We start from the raw sequence: 21,867 nt of genomic DNA, 5'->3' as shown, positions 1-21,867 counted from the left end.
CCAACTTATGACAGTAGTCAAAAAATATTATATCAAATTAGGGGTTACGGTTTTTGCCGGAGCGCTTTTTTTGGGGTGCGAAAGTAATTTTAAGGAAATACAAAAAATAAATTTTTCCGAGTTTGTTCCCAGTAGTGATGCTGATATGGTAAATCTCAAATATACAGATTCAGGAAGGATTACATCCATTTTGATCAGCTCTAAAATGTTAGATTATTCTAACGTTAGCTTTCCTTTTACGGAATTCCCAAAAGGGATTGATGTTACTTTATTTGACAAAAAAGGGAAGAAAACATTTATCAAATCAAATTATGCCATTTCTTACAAAGGAACAGCAGTAATTGATCTGCAGGGAAAAGTAAGGATCTCTAATGAAAATGGACAGCTGTTAGAAACAGAACAACTTTATTTTGATCAAAGGAATGAGTGGTTTTTTACCGAAAGAAGGTTTAAATTAACAGACCCAAAAGGTGTTTCAAATGGACAAGGAATCGATTTTAGCAAGGATTTCAAAGTGATTAATTCTCAAAAAATAACCGGCGAACTCGAAACCGCTGAATAACACAACACCCTATGAACTATTTAAAATACACACAATACGTTTATCTTGTTTTTGGAGCCTATTTTATTTATGATGGCTTCATAAAGTTAAATGCCGAGGAAGAAAATCCGTGGTTGAGTTTCATGTTTGCCGGATTAGCCGTTTTTATGTTTTTCTTTAGAAGAAAATTTGCTAAAAAGTTTGAAGACCGAAACAAAAAATCCTAATTCATGGAGATTAGTGTTATTTTCCTGTGTCTAATACTAAGTGCTTTTTTTTCAGGAATGGAGATAGCGTTTGTCTCTTCAAATAAAATATATCTTGAAATTGAAAAAAAGCAAGGCGGTTTTGTTTCCAGAATACTGACAAAGCTTACTGAAAAGCCCTCCAAGTTTATCGTAGCCATGCTCATTGGGAATAATGTCACCATGGTGGTCTACGGTTTTTTTATGGGCGAATTATTGATGCGCTGGTTTGTTACTCTGGGGCTTCAGTTTTCGGATTTCTTGGATTTATTAATTCAAACCATAATTTCTACTATCATTGTGCTGATTACCGCAGAGTTCTTGCCAAAAGTTTTTTTTCAAATTTATGCCAATTTTCTATTTAAGTTTTTTGCAATTCCCGCCTATTTCTTTTTTAGTATTTTCTATTTTATAGCTGCATTTTTTATTTGGGTTTCTGATTTTGTTTTGATAAAATTCTTCAAAACCGAAGGCGATAATGTACAGCTTTATTTCAGTAAAATTGAGCTGGGGAATTACATTACGGAACAAATGAGCAGTGTTGAAGATGATGATGCCATGGATTCTGAAATTCTGATGTTTCAAAATGCATTAGAATTTTCAGGAGTCAAAGCCAGAGATGTGATGAATCCCCGTACTGAAATTATAGCCATTGACTTGTCGGATACCATCATAGATCTCCGAGAATTGTTTATAGAAACAGGCTATTCTAAAATAGTGGTGTTTCAAAATTCACTCGATGACATTGTAGGCTACGTGCATTCCTTTGATATGTTCAAGAAACCAGACAGTATCAAGGATATTGTGATTCCGGTAGAATTTGTTCCGGAAACAATCTTTATCAAAGATGCGATGAGTTTGCTGATCAAAAAACGTAAAAGTGTAGCTATTGTATTAGATGAATACGGCGGCACCTCCGGAATTATTACCGTAGAGGATATTGTGGAAGAGCTTTTTGGTGAAATTGAAGATGAACACGATTCAGATGAAGAATTGATTGAAAAAGAACTCGGTGATGGCGAATACGTTTTCTCAGCCCGGTTAGACGTCGAGTACCTTAATGATACCTATAAACTGGCTATTCCGGAAAGTGATTCGTATGGAACACTTGGGGGGTTTATTGTGAATTTTACTACCGAAATTCCTCAAAATGGAGCGGTTATCACCATTGGAGCGTATCGTTTTGTAATTGAAGAAGCAATAAATAAGAAAATAGAATTAGTAAATATGACCGTGCTAGAGTAGTTTTTTTTGTAAAATTGAAATTTCTTATAAAATAAAACGCTACTACTATAATTATTAATTAGATAATTGTATTTTCGCAACCTGAATATAAAAATTAACAACAATAAAATGGCATTATTACAAAAAATTAGACAACGTTCGCTTCTTCTGATCTTAGTTATTGGGTTTTGTTTATTAGCATTTATCATAGGTGATATATTTAGCAGTGGAGGTTTCAGCAGCACATCAAAAGATGTAGGAAGCATTGACGGGAAAGATATTTCATTTGAAGATTTTAGAGTTAAAGTGAGTAATGTTGAAAAAAGTGGTCAAGGAATTACTTCAACTGAAGCGGCTAACAGAGTATGGGAACAAGAAGTTTCGGTTGCTTTGCTAACGGCTGAATTTGAAAAATTAGGATTACGAGTAGGTGAAAAACACCTATTAGAAGTGCTGAAAGGCGATCAAAATATTGGTGGGAATCCATTGTTTTTGAATGCAGCCGGTGTTTTTGATATTGCAAAATTTAAAGAATATTTCAAAGCAAATCCTGCCCAAGCTCAGTTTTTGAAAGACAGAGAAAAAGATGCAGATCTTAATGCTAAATATCAAATCTATACTACATTGATTAAAGCGGCCGTTTTTACAACGGAGAGCGAAGGCAAGTTGCAGTATGAGATGGAAGCAAATAAAGTAAACTTTGCCTATGTTGCAGGATTATATTCAACAATCAAAGACAGTCAAGTAAAAGTGACTGACGCTGAAATTGTTGATTACATGAAGAAAAATGAAAAAAAATTCAAAGCAGACGAATCTCGTGAAGTAGAATATGTCTTGATCGAAGACAAAGCCTCACCAGCTGATGAAGCCGAAGTAAAATCAAAAATAAATGCATTGTTAGCCGGAACAGTAGTATACAATCAAGCTACCGGAAAAAATGATACCTTACCAGGATTCAGAGCAGCAACTAATACAATTGAGTTTGTGAATTCAAATTCAGATGTCCCTTATGATTCGTCTTATGTGGCCAAAAAAGATTTGCCTGCAATTGATGCAGATAAATTATTTAATCTTGCTCCTGGAGCCGTTTATGGGCCATACATATACGGGAAGTATTTCTGTATTTCAAAATCAATGGGAATGAAATCAGGTGTGAATGCAAAAGCAAGTCATATATTGATCAGTTATGAAGGGACTCAAGTTCCAAATCAAAAGGAAAAAAGAACAAAAGAAGAAGCAAAAGCAAAAGCAGAAAGTATTTTAGCACAAGTTACTGCCAGTCCGGATAGTTTCTTGATGTTAGCTTTCACAGCTTCTGATGATTCGTCTTCTCAACAAGGGGGAGATTTGGGTTATTTTGGTCCAAACCAAATGGTAAAACCATTTAATGATTTTGTCTTCAATAGCAGTATTGGGAAAATAGGGTTAGTAGAAACGCCTTTTGGATTTCATATTATCAAAGTTACTGATAAGCAAGACGGAATTCGTTTGGCTACTGTAGCTCAGAAAATAGAAGCATCTGAGGCCACTTCAGATAAAATGTTTACGCAGGCAACTAAATTAGAAATGGATGCTGTGGACAAAGATTTTAACAAAGTTGCAAAAGATATGGGGCTTGTAGTAGCTCCGGCTGTTTCTGTAAAAGGGATGGACGAAAACTTTGGAACTTTAGGAAATCAAAGATCAATCGTTCGTTGGGCTTTTGAAAAAGGAGTAAAAGTAGGTGCTGTAAAAAGATTTGAAGTGGCTAATGTAGGTCACGTAATTGCAAAATTAAAGAGTATTGACAATTCTGGTTTAGTAGCTGTTTCTGTGGCGAGACCTTATGTGGAACAAATACTAAAAAACAAGAAAAAAGCAGCATTGATAAAGGCAAAAATGACAGGTTCTTCGCTGGAAGCAATCGCGAAAGCAGTAGGAGCTACCGTACAACAAGCTACTGACTTGACAATGCTAAACACGATGTTGCCAGGTGTTGGTCAAGAGCCAAGTGTAGTAGGAAATGCATTTGCTTTAGCAGCAAATAAAATGTCAGCTCCAATTGAAGGAAACACAGGTGTTTATGTAGTGAAAAACAATAGCACTGTAAAAGCGCCAGCATTGAAAAGCCATGCTTCTTATGTTTCTAAATTAAAAGAACAAAGCGCTTCAGATGCTAATAGAGTAGTTCCTGCCTTGAAAGGAAATGCTAAAATTGAAGACAACAGACAGGAATTCAATTACTAGTCAAAGCGTAAGTAATCAAATAAAAAATCCCGATACATGCTGAATGTATCGGGATTTTGCTTTTCTATAGCTTTTTCTACAGCTATGATTATTGATACAAAAAATTATGGTAAGATCATTTCATCATAAAAAATGATAGTTTCATATCCTTTTGAAATAAAATAGTCAGTTGGATTTTCAATTGCAATTGCCATTACAAAATCGCCTCCCCAAGCTCCCAGGCTTTTTATCACGCCATTGAAATCTGGAAACAAAGACTCTTTTATCGTTTGTGTTTCCAGAACAATACTCATTTGTACTTCGTGTTTTTGTAGTGCTGCAGCAAAAGATTGAATTGTAGTCGCATTCAAAACTTCAGAGGTTATCACGTCATTTAAAGCAATCGTTCTCGGGAGATTATTCTTTTTATTCATATCGTAGGCTGTTATTGCGCTTTTGCTGCTTTGCTTTTTATTCAGATAGACAAAGTAAAGATTGTTAGTGAAATCCGGATTAAAAGATACTTTTTCAACAATAGGAGTACCTTTTTCCAAATGATAGACAATAGGGGTGTCGTTTTGTGCACAGGCAATATCATAACCACTACCTCCAAAACTGTTTTTAAGTAATGTAAAAGCATCGATGTCTAACCACTGAGCAATGTTGTTTATCAAAGTCGATGACGTGCCCAAACCCCAGCTTTTGGGAAAGCTAAGTTCAGTCGTGATTGTGTATCCCTCTGAATTTAAAATGAAACCCGGATTTAATTTGAATGCCTCGTGCAAAATAATCTTAAGTGTAGCCTTGACCGATTCATTTTTAGTTTGAACTTCCTTTGAAATATCAGAAAATAAAAGGGTGTCTTTAAACCAAATACTTCCATCTGCATCATAACTTTTCCAGATGATTTCCTTATTATTTCCCTTTTCTATAATGAGGTTTTGCCCCATTTTTGTTGGTAATGCAAACGCTTTGGCGCCATCAAGGACTAGATATTCTCCTGTGATTAAAAGTTTTCCGTTACTGTAAAATGTTTTCTTCATTGTCTTTGCGAGGAACGAAGCAACCTTATTCTTTGTTGCTTCAAGATAAAATTATTTTCTTAAACTTTCAATATAGGTGACCACAGCGCTATGCGAAACGGGATTTTTTTTAAAATATTTCAGGATTAAAATGCGCTCTTCATCAGTGGCTTTAAGCTGATTGATGATGTTGTTCAAATGCATTTTCATGTGTCCTTCCTGAATTCCTGTGGTAGTCAAAGAACGCAATGCGGCAAAGTTTTGGGCTAAACCGGCTACGGCTACAAACTGCATTAATTCCTTGGCAGATGGTTTTTCCAACATTTCGAGTGATAATTTTACCAATGGATGTAAGGAAGTCAAACCACCAACCGTTCCTACTGCTAAAGGGATTTCTAGCCAAAAAGTAAAAATACCATTTTCTATTTTGGCATGGGAAAGACTGGAGTATTTTCCGTTTCGCGATGCATAGGCATGAATTCCGGCTTCGACAGCGCGGAAATCATTCCCAGTTGCCAAAACTACTGCATCTACTCCGTTCATGATTCCTTTGTTATGCGTAACGGCTCTGTACGGCTCGACTTCGGCGATTTGTACGGCTTGCACAAATTTCTCTGCAAATTCTTGAGGATTTAAAATGTGTTTTTCTTCCAAGTCAGCAATCGGACAAGAAACTTCGGCTCTTACGATACAATTAGGAACGTAATTCGAAAGGATACTCATTACTACTTCAATCTCTTTTTCTGATTCGGTGAATAGACTATAGTTTTGGACCTCTTCTTTTAAGGTTTTAGCAAACTGTTCCAGACACGAATTGATAAAATTAGCGCCCATGCTGTCTTTGGTTTCAAAAGTGGCATGCAGCTGAAAATAATGGGGCAATAAATCGGTTTTGTCTTTTAAAATAATGTCTAAAATTCCGCCACCACGTTTTTGCATATTTGTGGTAATCGACTCGGTTTCTGAAAAGAATTTATTTTTGTGTTGGACAAAAAACAAATTCAATTTTGAAACATCACCTTTATAAATAAAATGAACCTGACCAATTTTTTCGGTATTGATTACGGTTGCTTTAAATCCGCCACGCGTAGACCAAAATTTAGCACCTTTCGCGGCAGCGGCAACCACAGAACTTTCTTCAATAGCCATGGGAATCGTGCTGTATTTTCCATTAATCAGGAAATTAGGAGCAACTCCAAGCGGTATATAGAAATTGGTTATCGTGTTTTCGATGAATTCATCGTGTAATTTCTGTATTTTTTCATCAGAATTCCAGTAGTTTTTCAGCAAGGCGATGGCTTCTGTGGGTGTTGAAAAATATTGATCGGCAATCCATTTAATTTTTTCTTCTTTGGATAGTTTAGAAAATCCGCTAATGGCCTTATTCATTTTCAATTGATTATAGTATAATTAAATGCAAATATACGGTTTTAGCCGTTTTAGTAGCAATCCTATTATCCTCAATAAAAGGGGGTTTAAAATATTGTTTTTAAGATTTAACACATATAATGTGAAATTATTGTAAATTTTTCACTAAAATTGACGGTTTTTATATTTAAATAAATATCATGTATTCAAGAAAAATTATTGCATTATTTTTATTCGTTTGTTTTGCAGTTGCAGGGCAGCAAAAAATCACCATTGATGCCATTTATAACGGCACTTTTCGGGCGCAAGGCATGGATGAATTGCAGTCGTTGAAAAACACAAATCAATATACGGTTTTGAATACCGACAGACAGTCCAGAAGCATGCAGATTGATTTGTATGATTTTGCAACTTTAAAAAAAGTGTCCACATTAATAGATACAAAATCGTACGCCGAATTATCAGGAGGGATTGACAGTTATACGTTTGACGCTTCAGAAAAAATGATTCTATTGGCTTGCAATACCAATCAAATCTTCCGCCACTCCTTTACAGCGGATTACTATTTATATGACATTGCCAATAAGAAATTAAGAAAACTATTCGATTCTCCCGTTCAGGAGCCTACTTTTTCACCTGATGGGAAAAAGATTGCATACGCCAAAGAAAATAATCTGTATGTACATGATTTAGCTGCTGATAAATCAACTCCAATAACTACAGACGGACAAAAAAACAGTATTATTAATGGTATTACGGATTGGGTTTACGAAGAAGAATTTGCTTTTGTAAAGGCTTTTGACTGGAGTGCTGACAGCAAAAAAGTAGCCTACATACGTTTTGACGAAAGTCAGGTTCCGGAATTTTCGATGTCAATGTTTGGAAAAGACTTGTACCCAACGATGCAAACGTTCAAATATCCAAAAGCCGGGGAGAAGAATGCTCTAGTTTCTTTACATATTTATGATGTAAATTTGAATGCAGTAAAAAACATAAATCTTGGGAATTATAACGATTTTTATATTGCCAGAATGAAATGGACAAATGATGAGAATACACTATCAGCACAGGTATTGAATCGCCACCAAAACAATTTGGATTTGTTGTTTATCGATGGAAATTCAGGAGCTGTAAAAGTAGTTTTGAACGAAAAAGACAAAGCCTACGTTGATGTGACAGATAACTTGACTTTCTTGAAAGACAACAGTTTTATTTGGACCAGCGAAAAAGACGGTTTCAATCATATTTATTTATATGATAAAAATGGAAAATTGAAAAACCAACTGACCAAAGGAAAATGGGAAGTGACGAATTATTACGGTTTAGACGAAAAAATAAATACAGTTTTCTATCAGTCGGTAGAAAACGGATCTATTAACAGAGATGTTTATAGAATAGGTCTTGACGGAAAAAACAAAGTCCGTTTGTCACAAAATACAGGAACTAATGCGGCAACATTCAGTCCGAATTTCCAATACTACATCAACACGTTTTCTAGTGCGTCTCTACCTCCGACGTATACATTGAACGAGGCCAAGGCTGGAAAACAAGTACAAGTTATTGAAAACAATGAATCATTGGCTACGAAACTAAAAAGCTATAATTTACCGGCCAAAGAGTTTTTTGTTTTAAAAACAGCAAAAGGACATGAGCTAAATGCTTGGATTATGAAACCAAAAGATTTTGATTCAACTAAAAAATATCCTGTTTTTATGATTCAGTATTCTGGTCCAGGTTCTCAGCAGGTTGTGAACGGATGGGGAAGTTCTAATGAATACTGGTTTATGATGTTGTCGCAACAAGGGTATATTGTGGCTTGTGTTGACGGGAGAGGAACTGGCTTTAAAGGAGCTGATTTCAAAAAAGTAACCCAACTGCAATTAGGGAAATACGAAGTAGAAGATCAAATTGATGCTGCGAAAGTAATAGGAAATTACGCATTTGTTGATAAGGCTAGAATTGGTATATTTGGCTGGTCGTATGGTGGTTTTATGGCGTCTAATTGCATCATGAAAGGAAATGACACGTTCAAAATGGCAATCGCTGTAGCTCCGGTGACGAACTGGCGTTTTTATGACAGTGTGTACACGGAACGTTACATGCAGACCCCACAAGAAAATGCTAGCGGATACGATGATAATTCCCCAATAAATCATGTAGATAAATTGAAAGGGAAATTCCTTTTGATACACGGTTCAGGAGATGATAATGTTCACGTTCAAAACTCCATGCAGATGATGGAAGCTTTGATTCAGGCTAATAAACAATTTGATTCCCAAATTTACCCGGACAATAATCACGGAATTTATGGTGGGAAAACCAGAATTCAATTGTACACAAAAATGACTAATTTCATCAAAGAAAATTTATAACAGCGCTTTATGACGAACGACGCATTGATTAAAAAAGATTTTTTTGGACATCCAAAAGCGCTTTTTATATTGTTTTTTACCGAAATGTGGGAGCGCTTCTCCTTTTATGGAATGAAAGCCTTGTTGATTTTTTATCTGACAAAGTACCATTTGTTTTCGGATACTTCGGGGAATTTATTAATTGGTAGTTACGCTGCTTTAGTGTATGCCGTTCCAGTGTTAGGAGGTTTTATTGCTGATAAATATCTGGGATTTAGAAAAGCCATTGTTTTTGGTGGGATTATGTTGGTGTTGGGTCATATAGGAATGGCTTATGAAGGAAATGCTGCCACACAATCCATTACCGGCGCAATTACACGGGACGAAACCGCCTTGCAAATATTTTACTTTTCATTATCGTTAATCATTGTCGGGGTTGGTTTTCTTAAAGCCAATATCTCTTCATTAGTGGGAGAATTATATGAAAAAGGCGATAAACGAAGAGATTCTGGATTCACGTTGTTTTATATGGGAATCAACTTAGGATCTTTTATGGCTACGCTAATATGTGTTTGGTTGGGCGAAACGTACGGTTGGAGTTATGGTTTTGGTGCAGCTGGTGTCGGAATGTTTTTTGGACTATTGACTTTTATTTCCGGCAGAAAATTATTGATGGGAAAAGGAGAATCAAACAACCCTTCTTTCCTAGAAAACAAATTGTTTGGATTTAAAAATGAGTGGTTGATTTATATTGGAAGTGTTTTGTCAACGGTATTGTTTTGGCAAATGGTCCAAAATCACGATGCAGTTTCATGGGCTTTAAAAATTGCGGGTGGAATTTCTTTTATTTATATTGTTTATTACGCAGCTACACAACTCGATGGTAAAGCACGTGATCAGTTGATTGCGTTAACTATTCTGATCGTATTTACTATTGTCTTCTGGGCATTGTTTGAACAAGCGTATACTTCCATGAATTTATTTGCTGACCGGATTTTAGACCGAACTATATTTGGTTATGAAGTTTCTGCCGGGCAGTTCTTAAGTTTTAATGCCTTGTTTATAATATTGCTAGCGCCTGTCTTTGCTTGGATTTGGCCGAAATTAGGGAAATACAATCCGAATACAGCTGTAAAATTTGCATTAGCATTAGCATTAGTAGGACTAGGCTTTGGAGCATTAGTGATGGGAATAAACCTTTCTGGTGCTGGAAAAGTAGCAGCGATTTGGCTAATATTGGCTTATTTTTTACATACTTGTGGAGAATTGAGTTTGTCACCAGTAGGACTTTCTGCAGTAACTAAATTATCTCCGGCAAAAATCGTTGGGTTCATGATGGGCGTTTGGTTTTTGGCAACAGCCAGTTCTGAATTTATTGCGTCTATTTTAGCAAATATTGCTTCGGTAGACACCTCAAATGGTACAGCACCTGATTTAAATTTAGCAAAGCAGAGTTATTTAGTGCTTTTTGAATATTTATTTTATACGGGTCTTGGTTTTGGGGTTGTTTTACTGCTGCTTTCACCAGTAATCAAAAAATTAATGCACGGAGTTGATAAGGAATTAAACAATTAATAGGATGAGTGAAAATACAACAGATCAATTTTTTAAGAATACCGTTTTAGGACATCCTGCGGGATTGTTCGTTTTGTTTTTCACAGAAATGTGGGAACGATTTTCATTCTACGGAATGCGTTCTTTGTTGATATTATTTTTAACCGCTTCCTTTACAGATGGTGGTTGGGAATGGACTCGCGAAAATGCTTCTGCCTTATTTGGATCCTATGTAGGATTGGTTTATTTGTCCACAATGTTAGGGGGGTATTTTGCGGATAAAGTAATTGGTTTTAGATGGGCTGTTGTTGTTGGGGCAAGCTTAATGACTTTGGGGCATGCTTCTATGGCTGTTGAAACAGAATTTTCTATTTATTTAGGATTAGTATTGTTGGTTTTTGGGAATGGTTTTTTTAAACCCAACATGACCTCTATCGTATCTGAAATGTACAAAGACCGTCCTGAAAAGAAAGATGGCGCGTATACTTTGTTTTATATGGGAGTTAATGCCGGAGCGTTCTTTGGGATTTTACTTTGCGGTTATTTAGGAGAAAAAGTGGGTTGGACTTACGGTTTTGGTTTAGCCGGAATTTTTATGTTCTTTGGAATGTTGCAGTTTTGGCTGTCTCAGGATATCTTTGGAGATATTGGTTTAAAACCAAATAAAGAAAGCAAAGCGAAAGCAGAAGCATTAGATACTGACAAAAGAAATCCTTTTTCGCCAATACAATTGGCAGCAATAGCCTTCTCTTCTATATTAGCATTATTATGGCTTATAAATGATCCTGCTTCAAAAATATCCGGGGGCAAAATAAATATTTTTTCTTTCTTAGGTCCTAATGGAAATGCGATTGCAATTGCTTCAGCTCTACTTGTATTTATTGTATTGTTAATCTATAGATTTACTCAATATTCTAAAATTACTAAAGAAAAATTAATAGCGGTTACCTTTTTTGCCTTTCTTACCATTTTCTTTTGGGCAATTTTTGAGCAGTCACCAAACAGTTTGACCATTTTTGCTAGTGATTATACGGATCGTGTTTTAACAGGCAATTGGAGTGTGGTATTTTTAGTGATTAATTCGTTAATTACTATTTTACCGTTGGTTATTATTACCGGGGTTTTAATTTTATTATTTAAGCAAACATTTAAACTTTATGCTGTTGCAAATATGATCCTTAGTGTCAGTTTTATAATTATTTGGGGAATAGCACTATGGATGTTGACTAAAGATTATTACACTGCTGGTTATCTTACTTTATCAGATTCAACATTGCAAGCATTGAAAATTGATAAAGTAACTACTGCATTGACAGAAGTTCCTGCCACTTGGTTTTCTACTTTAAACTCGTTATTCATTATCTCTTTGGCTCCATTGTTTTCAAAATGGTGGGAAAGTAAATACAATCCTTCTGCAAATTTAAAATACGGAATCGGAATGGCATTACTAGCGCTAGGTATGGCTTGTGTCGCTTTTGGGGCAAGCGGAATCGAAGCGGGTGCAAAAACAGCTTCAGTAAGTATGATATGGTTGATTTTAGTCTATCTTTTCCATACAATGGCTGAGCTGTGTATCTCACCGGTAGGATTGTCGTATGTAAGTAAATTAGTTCCTGCCCGTATGATTGCCTTTATGTTTGGAGTTTGGTACTTAGCAGTAGCAATTGGTATGAAAGGTGCAGGTATGTTTGGTGAAAATATAGATAAAATCGCCAATGAACACGGATTGAGTTACTTCTTTTGGATGTTGACTATTATCTCTATTGTAGTTGCTTTGTTCTCTGTTTTGATGACTCCAATAATTAAGAAATTAATGCATGGTGTTCGATAAATTTTAGGCATCATTTTTGATTTGTCCACCGTAAATAATATAGATATGAAGAAAGGTATAATAACGTTGTTATTGTTAGTTGGTTCATTTGCTGCTGAAGCACAAGAATTAGTGTGGGAGACTAATGTCAATAAGGCTCTTGAAGTTTCAGCCTTAACTAAAAAACCATTATTAATGTTTTTTACCGGAAGCGATTGGTGTGGTTGGTGCATCCGGTTGCAAAAAGAGGTCTTGAAGACCCCTGAATTTGCAGCTTGGGCAAAAGAAAATGTCGTTTTGGTCGAATTAGATTATCCAAGACGAGTACCACAGACTGAAGAGGTAAAAAAGCAGAATAATGAATTACAACAAATTTTTGGCATACAAGGGTTTCCAACTATTATACTCGCAAACGGTACTACAAAAGAAGGGAAAGTCAATTTTGAAGGTATTGGCAGTACGGGGTATGTAGCCGGCGGTCCAGCAGCCTGGTTAGCAGTTGCAAATGGTTTTTTGAAAAAATAAAATATTAATTCAATTTATAAAATCCCTTTTCGCCTGTTGCGTGAAAAGGGATTTTCTGTTTCTCGCAACTGGCTTTCCATTGTTTTTGTATGGATTTAAAGTTGGACGCATCAGCCACAACTAATTTTGGCTTCATTATTTGGAGTAGGCGGTCCATATTTATTTTAGAGGATTGTGTCAATACAATAACATCCGGATTGATGTTTTTGGGATACACTCCGGAATGGTCTACAACAAATATTTTTTCTCCTTTAAAATACAGGAAATTTCGGAGTTCTTTTTTCTGTCGTAAAGTGCTCAGGTTTCCAATGCGATAGGATTTTATAAGACTGTTTTCTTGTGCCGTTTTTAAAAGACTGTCATTGGCGTAAACAATGATATTTGCTCCATTTCGTTCAGTGATCAAGGTATTCTTTCGGCTGTTGAAAACAATAAATTCCTGCTCGTTTTGCACGTTCCAATGGGTTGTAAAACAAGAAAATTGCACAACTATAATACAAGTTAAAGCGATTGCTAATTTGAGGAAAGTAGGTTTTTTAAACCAAATGATAAGGCTTATTAGAGCTAAATAACTGCTGAGTAACAGGTATAAATTAAGCGGAATATCTTGAATTATAAACTGTTCTATCGAAGCTATTGCGTTGATAATCTTGTTTAAATAGTAAATACTGGTTTCCAGCAGGTGGGAGAGAAAAACCGGAATAAGGTCAAATGCGGCCAAAATCATTACCAAAACGCCTACTATCATTATGAAACTCAGTACTGGAATAATGATTAGATTGGTCACAAAAAACAAACCCGGAAACTGATGAAAATAATAAATACTCAGGGGTAAAGTACCTATTTGCGCCGCCAAGGAAACGGTGAGAATGTTCCAGACGTATTTTGAAGCTTTGTTTTCTGGTTGCCACACAGAGGCCAAAAGAGGTTGCAGCCAAATAATGAAAAACAAAGCAATGTAACTCAACTGAAAACCAACGTCAAATAGAAACGAAGGCTCAAAAAACAAAATCAATAACACAGAAACTAATAAAGTATGGTAAATATTGACGCTTCTGCGCAGATGATTCCCAATAGCCACAAAGGAAAACATAGTCACCGAGCGAACTACTGATGGTGCTAAACCTGCAATTATACCAAAAATAGACAAAGATGCCAGAATAAGGAGTAGTTTAAGGAACGAGCCCTTTTTTGTATTTGGAATCGGCTTTAGAATATAAGTTACAAAAAGCAAAATGAAGCCAATATGCAGTCCTGAAACGGATAAAATATGTACGGCTCCCGCATACTGGTAATCCCGTATGATATCAGGTGAAATATCTTGTTGTTGCCCCATGATCAGAGCAATGGCAACATTCAATTCCGTTTTATTGAAGTTGTTTTTTTCTAAATTCCGAATAATTCGCGTTCTCAATTTTGAAGAATAGTACCAGATATTTTTCGCTGTTTTATTTCCAATTTTTATTTCATCACCAGCAGCAAACAGTTGTGCATAGATTTGTTTGTTTTCAAGGTATTTGCCGTAGTCAAATTGATTCGGATTCATAGGTTGTTTATTCCTTGACAACGTGCCTTTGATTAGCAAAGGGGTTCCTGCTGCAAATACGGGGTTTAAATGATTTTTTTGAACGTTAAGGAGTAATCGGCCAGACTGTTCTTTTTCATTAATATGGTTGACAAGGACTATATAACGGTCGCTAAATAAGGAGCTTTTCAGCTTTTCTCTAACAACAACAGAAATAGAATGAGGCTGCTCAAAAGCATTTGTATTGTGGGTGTAGTTGTCCTTTTGAAAATAATCCGTGTGGGTTACTTGTGTAGTGGTTCCAATGATAAAAGACAAAAAATAAGTGGCAATACCAAAATAAGCGTTACGGGTGTTGCTTTTTTTGGATAAAAAAAACAACACCCCAAAGAGACTCATAGCGGTTAAAAGTATAACAATGACTGCTGCTAATGGAGGATGAAGGTAAAAAGCGAAAAGAAGTCCTGAAACAAACCCAATTGTTATTCTTGCCAAAGGAAATTGTAGTACTTTCATGACTCTAAAGTACATATTTTTAGTACGTAACGAATTTATTTTTTTTGAAAATAGGTAGAAATAGAAACACAGGGATTAGTAATGAAGAACTCGAGCTATAAAACCCTGTTGAGTTGAGCAAATCTGGTTTTGTAATACACTTCTTTTGTGGAGGAAATCATAACGCCTCTTGAGGTCGACGCATGAATGAATTTTATCTCGTCTTCATTGACTTCAATGACTATTCCTACGTGGTTTATTTGTCGGTTTCTATTGGTTTTAAAGAATATCAGATCCCCTTTTTTAGCTTTTTCTTGTTCATGATCTAAAATAATACCGTGTTTTGATTGTTGAATCGAGGTGCGAGGTAGACTTATTTCATTTGAATCAAAGATGTTGACCATCAAGCCGGAACAGTCAAAACCTGATTTTGTTGTCCCGCCATACCTGTATTTCACACCAATATTTTCAGCAGCGGCATCGATTAATTGTTCGACCAGACGTTGTGCTTTCCTTTTTTCGGATTGAATGGATTGCTCTTTTGGGTCTGCTTTTTTCGAGTTGGTTATCGGGGAAGTTGATTTACAAGCCGTAAAAAAGGTAAGAACCAATACAAGAAATAGAAAATGTTTCAAAAGAGTGTAATTTTTTTGTAAAGGGAGCTATTTATAAATAAGAGATAATCTACAGTAAATCAGACACGATGAGTTTTGCTGTTTTTTCACTAGCGCCAATGCCACCTAATTGCTGTTCTAATAACGCATATTTTTCTAAAAGAGTATTGCGGTGGTTGATTTCTAATATTTTTTTGAGTTCTTCTCGAATGCGTTTTGGATTGCATTGCTCTTGAATTAGTTCGGTCACCACCTCCTCATCCATAATTAAGTTGACTAATGAGATGTATTTCAGGGTAATAATTCGTTTAGCAATTTGGTAGGAAGCCCAGCTGCCTTTGTAGCAAACTACTTCCGGCACTTTGAAAAGCGCTGTTTCCAGTGTTGCCGTTCCTGAGGTTACTAATGCAGCTGTTGCATTACGCAGTAAATCATAGGTTTTATTAGAAATGAATTTAATGTTTTCTTGAGTGATGAATTCTTTATAGAAAGAAAATTCCTGACTTGGCGCCCCTGCAATCACGAACTGATAGTCTGGAAAATCATTTGCCACACTGAGCATGACTGATAACATTTTAGTTATTTCCTGTTTTCGGCTACCGGGTAAAATTGCAATTATCGGTTTGTCGTTTAATTGGTTTTCTGTTCTAAAAAGGATTGAATCAACTTCGGGTTGGTTGTGGATGGCATCAATCAGTGGATGCCCGACAAATTCTACCGGAAAATGGTGTTTGTCTTCATAGAATTTTTTTTCGAAAGGCAAAATCACATACATTTTATCAATATCACGCTTGATAGCTGTAATTCTGCTTTCTTTCCAAGCCCAAATTTGTGGAGAAATGTAGTAGTGCGTTTTCATTCCTAACGCTTTTGCCCATTTTGCAATCCGTAAATTAAAACCAGGATAATCAATGAAAATAAGAATGTCCGGCTGAAATTCAAGAATGTCTTTTTTGCAGACTTTGATGTTGCTTAAAATAGTTTTCAAATTAAAAATTACCTCAATAAAGCCCATAAAAGCTAATTCTCGGTAATGTTTTACTAAGGTTCCGCCTGTTGTATTCATTAAATCGCCTCCCCAAAACCGAATGTCAGCTTTAGGATCTTTTTTATAAAGTGCTTTCATTAAATTGGAACCATGCAAATCGCCTGAAGCTTCCCCTGCTATAATGTAGTATTTCATGTTTGTTGGATTAGAAAGGTATAAATTCAGCATTTAAATTTATAAATTCAGGTCTGTTATAAATGGTATGTCAATTTACAAAGGTAAACTAATAAGCCTTCTTAAATAAACAAAGTGAGTACTGTCATTAGTATGATGGCCAATACGACACCACGCGCCATCATTTCTTTATTCATTTTTAGCAGAATGCCAAAGGCTATCAACGTAAGGATGGATCCCAGTGTGATGATTTTTCCTAAATTTCCCTGCGCTTTTATGATCTGAATTCCAATGATAAACTGGAAGTCAGTAAAAAAGGTAATAAAGAGATAGCAACCAACTAGTGTAGTGAGAAATCCTACCAAAATCCCCCAGACTAAATCGTTCTTATTCATTCCATTTCCAGGTATTAAGTTGCTGTATGGCATGATGTGCTGTCAAGTCAAATTGAACTGGAACAACTGATATGTATCCATTTTCGAGCGCCCATTCGTCTGTGTCTTCGCCTTTGTCCTGATTGACAAATTCTCCTGCCAGCCAATAGTAATCCCTTCCTTGCGGTGTTTTTCTTTTATCAAATTTTTCTACCCAAAGTGCTTTGGCTTGGCGACAAATACGAATTCCTTTGATGTCCTTTTCGTTTAATTTTGGGAAATTAACATTTAAAACGACCCCTTCTGGAAGTCCATTTTCTAAAACTTCTAAAGAGATTTTGCGTATAAAGGTTTTGATCGTTTCAAAATTGGCGTTCCAGTCATAATCTAAAAGAGAGAAGCCTATAGCTGGAATTCCCTCTATTCCTGCCTCGACTGCCGCACTCATGGTTCCGGAGTAAATTACATTTATGGATGAATTTGAACCATGATTGACACCGGAAACACATAAATCTGGTTTTCTTTTTAGGATTTCATTTACAGCCAGTTTCACACAGTCCACTGGAGTTCCGGAGCAGCTGTACTCTAAAAATGGATCACTATCTTTAGAGATTTTATTCAAATACAACATGCTGTTTATGGTAATGGCATGCCCCATGGCACTTTGTGGATTGTCAGGAGCAACCACGACGATTTCGCCTATTTCTGCCATAACGGCAATTAAGGCTCGAAGTCCCGGTGCCGAAATTCCGTCGTCATTCGTTATTAGAATTAAAGGTCTTGTTTTTTTCATTATATCTGTTTGTAAAAAGATTGATTATTTTTGATTTTCGGAGTATATGTAATCCCCCTGAATGAAATCACTAAACAAAATATAAAAATAGGTTATGTTGGTTGATTTAACTTAAAATAATAAAAACAATTTATATCTTTAACAAAAATTTATGGGGCTACTGCTGCGGTTGGCATAGTTTTTACCATAATTTAGATTAAAAATTCATGAATACAATTCTTAGCTTTATGAAAAGAAATTATAAAATCATACTTGTTGTTGTATGCCTTTCGTTAACATTGTTTGCTTTTAAATATAATGCATCAAAAGAGAACGACCCTGAAAAAGATAAATTGCTCTTAGAGTTATTGACTTTTGTAATCCAGAAGGGACATTACAGTCCTGCCGATATTAACGATACTTTTTCAAAAGGAATCTATAAAGATTATATTGAGGCTTTAGATCCATCTAAACGTTTTTTCCTGCAATCCGATATCGATGAATTTTCGAAATTTGAGTTGTTGTTAGACGATCAGTTGTTGAATAAAGACTTGTCTTTTTTTAATCTTACCTATGATCGTTTGATGAAAAGAATGGAAGAGAGTAAAAAGATTTATAAGGATGTCTTGAGTGAGCCTTTTGATTATTCTGTTGATGAAAGCTTTAATATAGATTATGAAAAGGCTCCCTATGCTAAGAGTGCAAATGAATTAAAGGATAAATGGCGCAAGCAAATTAAATTATCAACTCTTTCTTCTCTAGTAGATCGTTTGGCTTTACAAGAAAACAAGACTAATGAGGCAAAACTGGATGCTGCAATACTGAAAAAAGAGGAAAAATTAAAAGAAGAACTTTCTAAAGAAACAGCAAAGGACAGCACGGTAACCCCAGATAAACCAAAGACTTTTGAAGAATTAGAAAAAGAAACCAGAAGAAATTCTGGAAAATCATTAGATGAATATTTTGGGTTTATAAAAGATTTGGATAGAAATGATTGGTTTTCTGTGTATATAAATTCTATTACGGCTCGTTTTGATCCGCACACGAATTATTTTGCTGCCGAAGAAAAAGAACGATTTGATGTAAGTATAAGCGGAAAGTTAGAGGGAATTGGTGCCCGTCTCCAAAAGAAAAATGATTTAACTGAGATTTCGGAACTTATTTCCGGTGGTCCCGCATGGAGAGGGAAACAACTGGAAGCAGGAGATTTAATAATGAAAGTAGGGCAGGGCTCCGGAGTTTCAGTTGATGTTGTTGGGATGCGGCTTGATGATGTGGTAAAGAAAATTAAAGGACCAAAAGGTTCGGAAGTCCGACTTACAGTTAAAAAAGTAGACGGAACAATCAAGATTATTTCTATTATCAGAGATATTGTTGAAATTGAGGAAACGTACGCCAAGTCAAGTATCGTGAATAAAAACGGGATGAAATATGGGATAATTTATTTGCCTAAATTCTATATTGATTTTGAAAATAAAGACGGTAGAGATGCCGGTAAAGATGTTGCTATTGAAGTCGAGCGACTGAAACAATCCGGTGTTGATGGAATTGTTCTTGATGTTCGTGATGACGGAGGCGGATCATTATCCACGGTTGTAGATATTGCAGGCTTATTTATTGAGCAGGGTCCCATTGTTCAAATTAAATCAGCAGGAAGAAAAAAAGAAGTGTTGTACGATCGAGATAAAAAAATAGAATGGGATGGCCCTTTAGTAATTATGGTGAATAGTTTTTCTGCCTCAGCTTCTGAGATCTTAGCCGCTGCAATTCAAGATTACAAAAGAGGAATTATAATTGGGAGCAAACAAACGTACGGTAAAGGAACCGTTCAAAATGTGATTGACCTGAACCAGTTTGTGCGCAGTAGCTCCGTTGGGGATTTAGGTGCTATTAAGACCACCACACAAAAATTTTATAGAATCAACGGTGGTTCTACTCAACTAGATGGTGTACGAAGTGATATCGTTATGCCGGATCGTTATGCCTACTTGAAAATGGGAGAGCGCGATATGGATAATGCAATGCCTTGGGACAAAATTGATCGGGCTGACTACAGTGTTTGGACTAATAATGACAACTTTAATCAGGCGATAACAAATAGCAAAAACCGTATTAGTAAAAATGCACAGTTTCAATTAATTGAAGAGAATGCGAAGTGGATTGATAGTAGAAGCGAGGAGAATGTGTATAGTTTGAATATTGATACATTTAAAATCGCACAATCTGAAATTGAAGAAAAAGCTAAAAAATACAAACCAATTGTAGATTACAAAAATCTACTTACGTTTACTTCACTGCCTCATGAAGCAGATGCAATTAATAAAGACGCTTCTTTAAAAGAAAAAAGAGAAAGATGGCATGAAGCTTTAGCAAAAGATATTTATGTTGAGGAAGCACTGAATGTATTAGAAGATTTGCAATCAAAAGCAATTTCTAAAAAAAGCATTCCTGTTAAAATTAAAAAAGATAAATTAGCGAAATCTTAGGTATTTTTTTAACAAGTTTCAGTCAATAATAATAGAAAAACCCTGTACATTCTTAAGAACGTACAGGGTTTTTCTATTTGGGTAATTGTTTTTTCGAGTTTTGTAACTCAGTGAAGGAGACTAGATAAGTAAATCAATGCTGTTTATCTATCAATTTAGTGTGCTAAAATGTTACTGAAAAAGACCGGATTTATTGCAAATTACCATCTGAATTTTGGTATTAACGTATAACTTTAGGATTCAATTCAATGTAACAATAAGATAAATATATTTATTGTTTAGGTCTTTGATTCAAAAACAAAGAGTAATAATCCATAGTGAGGTTCGTGGATTACTTTTGTCTTAAATTTGTCAAATTACCATTCATTTACTTTATTGGCATCCATTTTTATAAATATAAAAAGCAATATTGTAAATCCCCAAAGACCGGAACCTCCGTAGGAAAAGAAAGGCAAGGGTACGCCAATGGTGGGGAAAATACCGGCTACCATGGCTATGTTTACAAAGAAATGAGTAAAAAGTACGCCTGCAACACAGTAACCATATACTCTGCTAAACTTTGTTTTTTGTCTTTCGGCAAGGTATATTATTCGAAGAAGTAAACAGGCAAAAAGGGCGATTACAGCCAGAGAACCCAGAAATCCCCATTCTTCGCCTACAGTTGTGAAGATGTAATCCGTGTGTTGTTCCGGTACAAAACCACCTTTGGTTTGTGTTCCTTCTAGGAATCCCTTTCCAAACCAGCCTCCAGATCCTATGGCTATTTCGGATTGATTGGTGTTGTATCCAATTCCTTTGAGGTCAACAGTTTTTCCTAAAAGAATATTAAAACGATCTCGGTGATGTTGTTTGAACAGGTTGTCAAATACATAATCTACAGATAGCACAAATCCAGAAATCAGGGCAAAGATAATACTGCTCAAAACAATATTTCGGTCTGCCAGTCTTGATTTGAAATGAACCAATATTATAATTGCTAATCCAATAAGTATTACATATTCTGGTTCTAATAATAAGGTAAACACAAATAAAAGAATTGTAATAAATCCAGTCCAAACATACCAAGCCGGAAGTCCTTCACGATACAAAACAATGATGAATATGCTGTATATCAATGCGCTTCCAGGGTCTGGCTGAGGCAAAATGAGTAGCACAGGTAGGAAGATTATGGCAAGAGCCTGTATTTGTCTATTGACTTCTTTTAAATTAATTTGTGTGTCACTCAAATATTTGGCTAATGCTAATGAAGTGGCTGCTTTTGCAAATTCAGAAGGCTGGATCGTGAAGCTTCCAATAGCATACCAGCAACGTTGACCAGCAATTGTTTTGCCAAATAAAAACAGCCCGGCTAATGTGAGTAGTGATACTCCAAAGATGATACTCGCATATTTCTCATAAAATTTCCCGTCAACCGAGAGTATTATGAATATTAATGGAATGGTCAATACGATGAAGATCAGTTGTTTTTCATAGGTGTCTTGCATCGATGACATCGAGGAGGAATAGATATTTAACCAGCCCAAAATAACTAATACCGCATAGATGATTATGCTTATCCAATCAATATTATTTGTGATACTTTGGTTTTTCATTG

The 21,867-nt window shown here is 35.6% G+C and carries 17 protein-coding genes; 9 read left to right on the top strand and 8 right to left on the bottom strand.

The window, feature by feature from the left end:
- Positions 1-7 precede the first annotated feature (7 nt).
- The 4 genes from lptC (at position 8) to EKL96_RS00510 (ending at position 4,236) form a co-directional block, all read left to right on the top strand.
- Positions 8-562 carry an LPS export ABC transporter periplasmic protein LptC gene (lptC, locus tag EKL96_RS00525; RefSeq protein WP_126457479.1) on the top strand — a complete coding sequence of 185 codons (555 nt, stop codon included), beginning with the start codon at positions 8-10 and terminating at the stop codon, positions 560-562.
- Positions 563-573: 11 nt separating this feature from the next.
- Entirely contained in the window at positions 574-768 is a 195-nt protein-coding gene (locus EKL96_RS00520) for a hypothetical protein (protein WP_126457478.1), read from the top strand.
- Between the two features lie 3 nt (positions 769-771).
- Positions 772-2,031, top strand: a complete 1,260-nt coding sequence (locus tag EKL96_RS00515; RefSeq protein ID WP_126457477.1) for a hemolysin family protein — start codon at positions 772-774, stop codon at positions 2,029-2,031.
- 108 nt (positions 2,032-2,139) lie between these two features.
- Complete coding sequence (locus EKL96_RS00510; protein ID WP_126457476.1) at positions 2,140-4,236, top strand: peptidylprolyl isomerase; 2,097 nt, start codon at positions 2,140-2,142, stop codon at positions 4,234-4,236.
- Positions 4,237-4,340: 104 nt separating this feature from the next.
- Here EKL96_RS00510 and EKL96_RS00505 read toward each other — a convergent pair whose 3' ends face one another.
- Positions 4,341-5,258 carry a GYDIA family GHMP kinase gene (locus EKL96_RS00505; protein ID WP_126457475.1) on the bottom strand — a complete coding sequence of 306 codons (918 nt, stop codon included), beginning with the start codon at positions 5,256-5,258 and terminating at the stop codon, positions 4,341-4,343.
- A gap of 51 nt (positions 5,259-5,309) precedes the next feature.
- A complete protein-coding gene (locus tag EKL96_RS00500) occupies positions 5,310-6,626 on the bottom strand; it encodes a hydroxymethylglutaryl-CoA reductase, degradative (protein ID WP_126457474.1) in 1,317 nt (438 codons plus the stop codon).
- Positions 6,627-6,805: 179 nt separating this feature from the next.
- Between EKL96_RS00500 and EKL96_RS00495 the strand changes: the two genes are divergently transcribed.
- From EKL96_RS00495 to EKL96_RS00480, 4 genes are read left to right on the top strand one after another with little or no spacing between them, the layout of a single operon-like run.
- A complete protein-coding gene (locus EKL96_RS00495) occupies positions 6,806-8,977 on the top strand; it encodes a S9 family peptidase (RefSeq protein WP_126457473.1) in 2,172 nt (723 codons plus the stop codon).
- Positions 8,978-8,986: 9 nt separating this feature from the next.
- Positions 8,987-10,531: a peptide MFS transporter gene (locus EKL96_RS00490; protein WP_126457472.1), complete on the top strand. Its 1,545-nt coding sequence runs from the start codon at positions 8,987-8,989 to the stop codon at positions 10,529-10,531.
- 4 nt (positions 10,532-10,535) lie between these two features.
- Positions 10,536-12,341, top strand: a complete 1,806-nt coding sequence (locus tag EKL96_RS00485; RefSeq protein ID WP_126452919.1) for a peptide MFS transporter — start codon at positions 10,536-10,538, stop codon at positions 12,339-12,341.
- A gap of 45 nt (positions 12,342-12,386) precedes the next feature.
- Positions 12,387-12,845, top strand: coding sequence for a thioredoxin family protein (locus tag EKL96_RS00480; protein WP_126457471.1), 459 nt, complete (start codon positions 12,387-12,389; stop codon positions 12,843-12,845).
- 4 nt (positions 12,846-12,849) lie between these two features.
- Here the strand turns inward: EKL96_RS00480 and EKL96_RS00475 are convergent, their stop codons facing one another.
- The 5 genes from EKL96_RS00475 to surE all read right to left on the bottom strand — a co-directional run bounded on the left by EKL96_RS00475 (position 12,850) and on the right by surE (position 17,808).
- On the bottom strand, positions 12,850-14,886 hold the full coding sequence (locus tag EKL96_RS00475) for a ComEC/Rec2 family competence protein (RefSeq protein ID WP_126457470.1): 2,037 nt from the start codon (positions 14,884-14,886) through the stop codon (positions 12,850-12,852).
- 95 nt (positions 14,887-14,981) lie between these two features.
- Positions 14,982-15,500, bottom strand: a complete 519-nt coding sequence (locus EKL96_RS00470) for a C40 family peptidase (protein WP_126457469.1) — start codon at positions 15,498-15,500, stop codon at positions 14,982-14,984.
- A gap of 49 nt (positions 15,501-15,549) precedes the next feature.
- A complete protein-coding gene (lpxB, locus tag EKL96_RS00465; protein ID WP_126457468.1) occupies positions 15,550-16,662 on the bottom strand; it encodes a lipid-A-disaccharide synthase in 1,113 nt (370 codons plus the stop codon).
- Between the two features lie 101 nt (positions 16,663-16,763).
- Complete coding sequence (locus EKL96_RS00460) at positions 16,764-17,036, bottom strand: hypothetical protein (RefSeq protein ID WP_126453152.1); 273 nt, start codon at positions 17,034-17,036, stop codon at positions 16,764-16,766.
- Positions 17,029-17,808: a 5'/3'-nucleotidase SurE gene (gene surE / locus EKL96_RS00455; protein ID WP_126457467.1), complete on the bottom strand. Its 780-nt coding sequence runs from the start codon at positions 17,806-17,808 to the stop codon at positions 17,029-17,031. The genes EKL96_RS00460 and surE overlap by 8 nt, the downstream gene beginning before the upstream one ends.
- A gap of 206 nt (positions 17,809-18,014) precedes the next feature.
- On the opposite strand from surE, the gene EKL96_RS00450 reads away from it, so the two are divergent.
- Complete coding sequence (locus EKL96_RS00450; RefSeq protein ID WP_126457466.1) at positions 18,015-20,273, top strand: carboxy terminal-processing peptidase; 2,259 nt, start codon at positions 18,015-18,017, stop codon at positions 20,271-20,273.
- A 356-nt stretch (positions 20,274-20,629) separates the two neighbouring features.
- Here EKL96_RS00450 and rodA read toward each other — a convergent pair whose 3' ends face one another.
- Positions 20,630-21,865, bottom strand: coding sequence for a rod shape-determining protein RodA (rodA, locus tag EKL96_RS00445; protein ID WP_126457465.1), 1,236 nt, complete (start codon positions 21,863-21,865; stop codon positions 20,630-20,632).
- Between the last annotated feature and the right edge of the window lie 2 nt (positions 21,866-21,867).

Origin of the sequence: Flavobacterium sp. LS1R10 (assembly GCF_003968825.1) — a bacterium.
Lineage (GTDB): Bacteria > Bacteroidota > Bacteroidia > Flavobacteriales > Flavobacteriaceae > Flavobacterium.
This window is presented reverse-complemented; position numbering and strand designations above follow the sequence as displayed.

Excerpts from the sequence above, each read along its gene's own strand:
- lptC (WP_126457479.1), top strand. The coding sequence starts at position 8 with ATGACAGTAGTCAAAAAATATTATATCAAATTAGGGGTTACGGTTTTT.
- EKL96_RS00520 (WP_126457478.1), top strand. The coding sequence starts at position 574 with ATGAACTATTTAAAATACACACAATACGTTTATCTTGTTTTTGGAGCC.
- EKL96_RS00515 (WP_126457477.1), top strand. The coding sequence starts at position 772 with ATGGAGATTAGTGTTATTTTCCTGTGTCTAATACTAAGTGCTTTTTTT.
- EKL96_RS00510 (WP_126457476.1), top strand. The coding sequence starts at position 2,140 with ATGGCATTATTACAAAAAATTAGACAACGTTCGCTTCTTCTGATCTTA.
- EKL96_RS00505 (WP_126457475.1), bottom strand. The coding sequence starts at position 5,258 with ATGAAGAAAACATTTTACAGTAACGGAAAACTTTTAATCACAGGAGAA.
- EKL96_RS00500 (WP_126457474.1), bottom strand. The coding sequence starts at position 6,626 with ATGAATAAGGCCATTAGCGGATTTTCTAAACTATCCAAAGAAGAAAAA.
- EKL96_RS00495 (WP_126457473.1), top strand. The coding sequence starts at position 6,806 with ATGTATTCAAGAAAAATTATTGCATTATTTTTATTCGTTTGTTTTGCA.
- EKL96_RS00490 (WP_126457472.1), top strand. The coding sequence starts at position 8,987 with ATGACGAACGACGCATTGATTAAAAAAGATTTTTTTGGACATCCAAAA.
- EKL96_RS00485 (WP_126452919.1), top strand. The coding sequence starts at position 10,536 with ATGAGTGAAAATACAACAGATCAATTTTTTAAGAATACCGTTTTAGGA.
- EKL96_RS00480 (WP_126457471.1), top strand. The coding sequence starts at position 12,387 with ATGAAGAAAGGTATAATAACGTTGTTATTGTTAGTTGGTTCATTTGCT.
- EKL96_RS00475 (WP_126457470.1), bottom strand. The coding sequence starts at position 14,886 with ATGAAAGTACTACAATTTCCTTTGGCAAGAATAACAATTGGGTTTGTT.
- lpxB (WP_126457468.1), bottom strand. The coding sequence starts at position 16,662 with ATGAAATACTACATTATAGCAGGGGAAGCTTCAGGCGATTTGCATGGT.
- EKL96_RS00460 (WP_126453152.1), bottom strand. The coding sequence starts at position 17,036 with ATGAATAAGAACGATTTAGTCTGGGGGATTTTGGTAGGATTTCTCACT.
- surE (WP_126457467.1), bottom strand. The coding sequence starts at position 17,808 with ATGAAAAAAACAAGACCTTTAATTCTAATAACGAATGACGACGGAATT.
- EKL96_RS00450 (WP_126457466.1), top strand. The coding sequence starts at position 18,015 with ATGAATACAATTCTTAGCTTTATGAAAAGAAATTATAAAATCATACTT.
- rodA (WP_126457465.1), bottom strand. The coding sequence starts at position 21,865 with ATGAAAAACCAAAGTATCACAAATAATATTGATTGGATAAGCATAATC.